Origin of the sequence: Daejeonella sp., from assembly GCF_044342615.1 — a bacterium.
Lineage (GTDB): Bacteria > Bacteroidota > Bacteroidia > Sphingobacteriales > Sphingobacteriaceae > Daejeonella.
The window spans coordinates 46,426-52,875 of sequence record NZ_JBIIPN010000001.1 but is presented as its reverse complement, the minus strand read 5'-3'; the positions used below and the strand labels follow the sequence as shown (position 1 = coordinate 52,875).

The following is a 6,450-nucleotide window of genomic DNA, read 5'->3' as shown; positions in this document are numbered from 1 at the left end:
CCTATATAATTTTTTTCACCCTTACTTAATTCAGTAATATTTTTTCCATCCACACTTAATGTGTAAATACTCGTCAATGTTTTATTGGTCTCCGACCAGACAATATTTTTTCCATCTGCTGTCCAACCCAAAATACTTCCATCTTCATTGGGTGTTGCTTTTAATCGCCAAGTTTTTCCATCTGCTAAAGCATAAACTTTTGCATGTTTTGCACCCGGCCAATCATTAGGATTCTCAGTGCAATAATAACTTATCAAACTCCCATCGGGACTAAACTGCGGAGTAGACTCACCAGCTGGTGTATTCGCAATGTCTTTAGTTGCTCCTGTTTCAATATTAATCAACGCTATATCGCTAAGATTATTATCATTGGCTTTTGTAGACTTACCATAACTGTAAACAATGTTTGTTCCATCTGCGTTCCAATCAAATGCATAAACAGAAATATTTTCTTTCGTCAATATTTTTTGCATATATTTTTGAGATGAATCTTTTTGATGGATCCAATATAAATGCAATCTATTTTGTTTTAATTCTGCTTCCCAGATATACCAATCATTTTTTGCTTTTTTATTTTTTTCTTCTTTATCAGTTGGCGCATCTGCAATAATAACTGCAATTTTATTGCCATCATTACTCCATTCAAATTCACTAACAGCTCCTTTAGCCTCTGTTATTTTTTCTGCTTCACCACCTGCGATAGGAAGTATATATAAATTATTTTTTCCATCACGCGAAGAAGTAAAGGCTATAGATTTATTATCAGGACTCCATTTTGGATTTGTATTATTTTTATCACCTGTCGTTAATTGTTTAGCATTAGATCCATCAATAGCACTGATCCATATTTGATTTACATATTCACTTCTATCGTCTGTCATCATAGCTTCTCTGATGGTATAAACTACCTTAGTTCCATCAGGTGAAACCTCTGCACTACTAAGATTTTTAATTTTTAATACTTGTTCTGGACTCCAATTTTTTTGTGCCAGTGAAACAAAGGGCAATATGATGACAAATAATAGTACTAGATACTTTTTCATACGATATGTTTTTGTTAAAAATTAGGTAATACAATTTAAATCATTTTGGTGGTTTATGCTTGCAAAAAGTTTTTCACATTTGTGTAAAACTTCATTTTCAAACTATCAAGGGCTGTTTATGTGTGTTTATCAGAAAACCTTGGTTTTAATTGCTTGCCCCGTTGTATTATTTGCTCAAAAAGAGGTAGTTAAGAAAAGAAGCCTGCTTTTGTTGTTTCATAAGAAAACCGTGCTGTAGGATTTAAATTCACAATAAATAAAACCGTAGATACACACGGCCGTGTGTATCTTATTTACGTAACAATAAATTTGTAGAGCCGCACGGTCGTGTGGCTCATCTTTACGTAACAATAAATTTGTATAGCCACACGGCCGTGTGGCTCATATTTAAATAACAATAAATTTTGTAAATACACACGGTCGTGCGGCTCATATTCAAATAACAATACATTTTGTAGATACACACGGCCGTGTGTATCTTATTTACATAACAATTAACCTTGCGTAGGTTCATAATTGTGTGGTTTCTACGCATTGTCTGAAACTCGCAAAGACACACGGTCGTGTGTCTCTGGATAGATAGATACACTGCCGTGTGTCTCTGGATAGATAGATACACTGCCGTGTGTCTCTGGATAGATAGACACACGACCGTGTGTCTCTACTGGATAGGCATCTACAATTTTTAAAGGCTTTATTCCCTTTGCTATTAAATTTTTATTACTAATATTTAATTCACTGTTGTGTGATGATTTATTCCTTAATTTGGATTTATTCCATTACCTGAACAAACTTCCCACCATTATTTTTCCACCAAATTTTTCGGCCTTGTGTACCCATTAAGTCTCCAAATAAACCATCTCCAACAACATCAATATCTCCATCTTTATCGTAATCGAATAGATGAATCCACTTGATCCAAGAGTTCTTGCCTGTAGCCGAATAGATATCAAAGTAGCTACTTGTTACATCTTTGAAACCAGTACCGGTATTTTGGAACAGATTTAATTCATATCCCTGGTATCCATTTTTATTACTCATTGTTAGGACATCCATATTTCCATCCCAATTAAAATCCATAAATGCAATATCAATAACCTCCAGATTATTTCCTATTGGGATAGGTATAAATTCTTGACGTATATATTCCTTATTTTTTTGAATAATAATATTGAGCTTACCAGATCCACCTAAGAATAAATCTAGGGAACCATCTTTATTTATATCAAATAACTCAACGGTATAGTAATTATCATCGGTTGTATTAAAACCTTTAAATAGTTGGTTTGATAGTTCCATATTTCCACCACCTTTATTGATATAAGCTGTTGGGTGAATTGGAATAATGCTACTCCAACCCGAATATGCTACAATGTCTATCAATCCATCATTATTTATATCTCCTGTTGCGCCACCATGAAAGTATCCAATGTCGGCAGTTAAATACTCGTATCTTCTTTCAGCAACATGAAAAATTCCTATTTGATCCCCAGGGAAGGGCATTCTATCATAACCAGATGAAAATAATACAATTTCATTTTTCTTATCATTATTTAAGTCGGCTAGCACATTTTTTCTAACCTGTACTAAGCCAGGTTGAAGATCATAAATACTTGGATAGGATTCATATTCTGAAAATAGATGTAAGCCAGGTGCATTGGTTGGCCATGGGTTTTTCCAATAATAAGCCCATAAATCCTTTTTTCCATCACCTGTTAAATCAGTGTATAAATATGCTCCTAAATCATTCCAATAATAGCTTTTGTTGGCCGACCAAGTGTTTGTAGTACTTGTATTATATGGTTTTAAGCCATTAGCTGTTACTTCAAATCCCCAATACAATGATCGATGTACATTAAACAATTGGTCAAAAGATTTATTCGTGTTATACCAAGATGTAGTTTTGTTAATGCTTGATAATGAGTCTAATGTATTAAGAGGGTAAACCGTTTTAAGTGTTTCGGGAGGTGTAAGTACAACAGGGTCTTTAACAATTTCTTTTTCACTTGTCTTTTTACATGAACTTATTATTTGAAATGCTAATGTAATTAAGAGCAGATATTTAAGTTTATGCATGATTTTAAAGCTAGATTTTTTTAAACGATTTTAAATAGGCTATTAAGAATTTTAACTGATCAAATCTTTCAGCTCAGCTTTTACCTCCGGATCTAACATGTGAATTGTTAGCTTTACTGTAACGTAAATAACGGAAAAAACCTCTCATTTTAAATTTTTGAGGAGTTTGATTGGTTTAATTAAGCCTTTTTAAAAGCTTGGATATTAGTTCTTGCTTGTGTTATTGAGATTATAATCAGTTTTTCGGTTATTTTTTTTAATTCATCAATAATTCTTGGTAGGTAAATAATTCCTTCAAATTGGGGTCAACAATTACTTTTACTGAAGCCATATCTGCATCTCCAAATACCTGTAAACGTGTAAAATTTAAAATGGTAGTACGTTTATCCATATTTAGTAAGGGTTTATCTACAATAAATCGGTGAGAATCGCCATTTACTAAAAGCACTGGTTTAGCATATTGCTTGCTGAGTTCAGCTAATTTGAGCCTTATTTTTTCAAACCCTGATGAACCTTTGCCCATGTAAAACATGTCTGCCTGAGTAAACATAACAAGTCCTTTTTTATCTGCCGCCTTCACATATATTTCTTCAAGCCAAGCTAAATTAGCATTTTCACGCTCAATAAATTCAGTATTGTCCCCGCTTTCCTTAAAATTATTGTTTGTCCCAACCAAATGTACAGTAGCAAATTGCACACCACCATATTCCCAAGCTACGTTTTCAACGTAGCTAGAAAATTGAGCGTTTTCGGCCTGGCTATTTAAGGCTAATTTTTTGTGGCCAAAGCTCTCCCTAGAACTAAAAAACATTTTTCTTAAGAATGCTAAGCGTTCTAAAGGATTGTATTCGCCTGCTGCTTTACGATTGCAATCGGTCCATTCATTATCGCCAGGGGTGTAGATCAATGGATTTGTAAATGTCCCAAAATAATCGTATATTCTTTTGAAATACTCATCAGAACAGAGTGTAGAGCCAGATTTGAAATCGCCAACGTGAACACTAAATGCGGGCTTCTCACTATTTATTTGCTTTATTAAATTTTCAAACCGAGGGTAATCATTCGGAATTCGATAAGGCATATCGCCAAAAGCAATGAATTCAAATTTTTTATTTTGTGCAAATGCCGTTGTAGCTAAAAACAAGCAAAGCAGACTTAAATAAATGAATCTCATGTTGATTTAGGATTTTTACAAAATTAGTATAAAGTAATTAGTACAAGGTATTTAGATGTGAGACATTAGATCCGAGACACTATTCTACACATGTTGATTACATTTTACTCTAAGTTATTTGTTGTATGGTGACTCAGAGTAGAGATTTTACCTCTAATCATATTAGTATTTGGGAAATCTACTGAGCATCATAAATCACTACACGATCAAAAAATACTCTAAATTCGTCTAAAAATGCTTTGTGTAGCGGGTGGACTTGGTAAACATCATGTGCTGCTAAATCCTCAAAAGCGAGAAAAAGGCTGAAAGTATAAGTGGTATCAACAACAGTGCGCTCAATAGGTGCAGGAGTGCCTAAATGAAAAAACTTAACTACTTCAATTTGTTCTAATGTGCTTAGGCTTTTTTGGAAGGCATTTTTTTCTTCGGCAGTAATATCAGCTTTAAGCCAAAATAAAACGTGGTGTGCGATCATAAATTTATTTGTTTGCCGCAAATATAGTGATGTAGCCCAAACGAAACTTATATTTTAAATTATTATGATTGACCGCAATTCGTTTGCAAATACTCTCTTAGAATGGGTAAGTCTGCTGCTGCCCAATCTAAATCAAGTAAATTAGTTTTATCTAACCATTTAAAGTCTTTATGCTCTTTTAGCGAAATTTCACCGCTTAAGTGCCTGCAAATGAATGGGATAAGTCGGACGGATTTGTCGGGATAATGATGATCATTCACACTTTTTTGTTCTATAATCTGAATTTCAATATTAAGTTCCTCTTTAATCTCTCTAATCAAACAATCTTCGGTTGTTTCATTTTCCTCAATTTTGCCACCAGGAAATTCCCATTTAAAAGGAAGGTGCATGTTTGCACTTCTTTGGCAAGCGAGTACCTCATTTTGATTGTTTTGAATGATGGCGCAGGCGACGAGTAGCATTGGGTTCGATGTATAAAATTTATTAATCAGGAAATTGTGTCTTATCAATTCCCGGAATTATTCGAATTGCATTTTTATAATACACCTTTTTTAATACCTCATCGCTTAAACCAATACCATACATTTTCCAATAAGCATGGTATTTTTTATGGTATGGAAAATATTCATCTTCAGTCTCAAGTACTCTAAAATAGGTGCTATATTCTGATGGCACCCAGCTGTCCTTTCCAAATAGTATCCTATCTTGATATTTCTCAAAAAACATTTTGGCCATGCGTGGCTGTCTGCCAATCTCCGCGATGATGGCTCCAAATTCAATATTCATGTTTGGATAGCTATCAAGAAGGCTTCCAAGATAGTCCAGATTATTAGCAAACCATCCGAAATGTGCGATAATAAAATTGGTCTTCGGATGTTTTTTAATGAGATTATGTTGCTGTTTAATCAGATTTTCCCATGAATAGCCATCGGTTGCACTTCTGTTTCTGCCTGGTTGCGTTAAAAGCTCCAGCCAGCGTTCATTTTGTGCATTGGGTTCATCCCAGAATTGTTTGGGGTCTGCGGTGTGAATAAGAACTGGAATCCCGAGTCTTCCACAAGCAGCCCAAATTGGGTCTAGTCTTTGGTCATCTACAGCCACCAGATTTCCCTTATTATCTTTTACAGAAAAGCCTAAACTTTTAAATATTTTTAATCCTTGAGCTCCTGCTTTTACATCATTTTCGAGTTGCTTTACCGTATTTTCTGCCCATGATGCTTCCCCAATACCTGAAAAAGATACGTTTGCAAAAACAATCAAACGTTTAGCATCACTTTGCTTTATGTTTTTTACAGCTGATGCTAAATAATCGCCGCTACGTCCGCTCAAATTAACCATGATTTTCATGTTCAACTTATCCATCTCTGCAAGTAAATTGCCTAAATTTTGCGAGGGCATATTATTTTGATGATTATGAACATCAATAAAGGGAAATTTTGCTCTTCCTAAAACGTGTTCAGGAACAACTAGGCTTGAAGGTGGGTTATAGCTTTCAAAATCAATTGACTTTTTCTCATTTTGTGCTAAAGTACTCTGACTGAACAAAACAAATGCAATGAGGCATATTATATTGATTTTAAAGGTGTTCATGATCTATTTTTAGATTTATAATTACTAGTTAATATGTTTAAAATAACATTAATTATTCCTTTCGACCTAAATTTCTCGCAATTAAAATGTAA

Annotated in this window: 6 protein-coding genes; all 6 read right to left on the bottom strand. The window is 34.1% G+C overall.

Annotated features, from left to right (window positions below):
• Window positions 1-1,043: DPP IV N-terminal domain-containing protein (locus ACIQ0D_RS00225; RefSeq protein ID WP_395801943.1), on the bottom strand; the 1,043-nt coding region annotated here is incomplete at its 3' end.
• 771 nt (window positions 1,044-1,814) lie between these two features.
• Complete coding sequence (locus ACIQ0D_RS00220; RefSeq protein WP_395801941.1) at window positions 1,815-3,119, bottom strand: FG-GAP repeat domain-containing protein; 1,305 nt, start codon at window positions 3,117-3,119, stop codon at window positions 1,815-1,817.
• A gap of 256 nt (window positions 3,120-3,375) precedes the next feature.
• On the bottom strand, window positions 3,376-4,293 hold the full coding sequence (locus ACIQ0D_RS00215; protein ID WP_395801939.1) for a metallophosphoesterase: 918 nt from the start codon (window positions 4,291-4,293) through the stop codon (window positions 3,376-3,378).
• A 178-nt stretch (window positions 4,294-4,471) separates the two neighbouring features.
• Complete coding sequence (locus ACIQ0D_RS00210; RefSeq protein WP_395801937.1) at window positions 4,472-4,768, bottom strand: Dabb family protein; 297 nt, start codon at window positions 4,766-4,768, stop codon at window positions 4,472-4,474.
• A 62-nt stretch (window positions 4,769-4,830) separates the two neighbouring features.
• Window positions 4,831-5,229, bottom strand: coding sequence for an 8-oxo-dGTP diphosphatase MutT (mutT, locus tag ACIQ0D_RS00205; protein ID WP_395801935.1), 399 nt, complete (start codon window positions 5,227-5,229; stop codon window positions 4,831-4,833).
• 22 nt (window positions 5,230-5,251) lie between these two features.
• A complete protein-coding gene (locus tag ACIQ0D_RS00200) occupies window positions 5,252-6,358 on the bottom strand; it encodes an amidohydrolase family protein (RefSeq protein ID WP_395801933.1) in 1,107 nt (368 codons plus the stop codon).
• Between the last annotated feature and the right edge of the window lie 92 nt (window positions 6,359-6,450).

Bases quoted from the DNA above. Each gene is read 5' to 3' on its own strand.
- ACIQ0D_RS00220 (WP_395801941.1), bottom strand. From the start codon at position 3,119: ATGCATAAACTTAAATATCTGCTCTTAATTACATTAGCATTTCAAATA.
- ACIQ0D_RS00215 (WP_395801939.1), bottom strand. From the start codon at position 4,293: ATGAGATTCATTTATTTAAGTCTGCTTTGCTTGTTTTTAGCTACAACG.
- ACIQ0D_RS00210 (WP_395801937.1), bottom strand. From the start codon at position 4,768: ATGATCGCACACCACGTTTTATTTTGGCTTAAAGCTGATATTACTGCC.
- mutT (WP_395801935.1), bottom strand. From the start codon at position 5,229: ATGCTACTCGTCGCCTGCGCCATCATTCAAAACAATCAAAATGAGGTA.
- ACIQ0D_RS00200 (WP_395801933.1), bottom strand. From the start codon at position 6,358: ATGAACACCTTTAAAATCAATATAATATGCCTCATTGCATTTGTTTTG.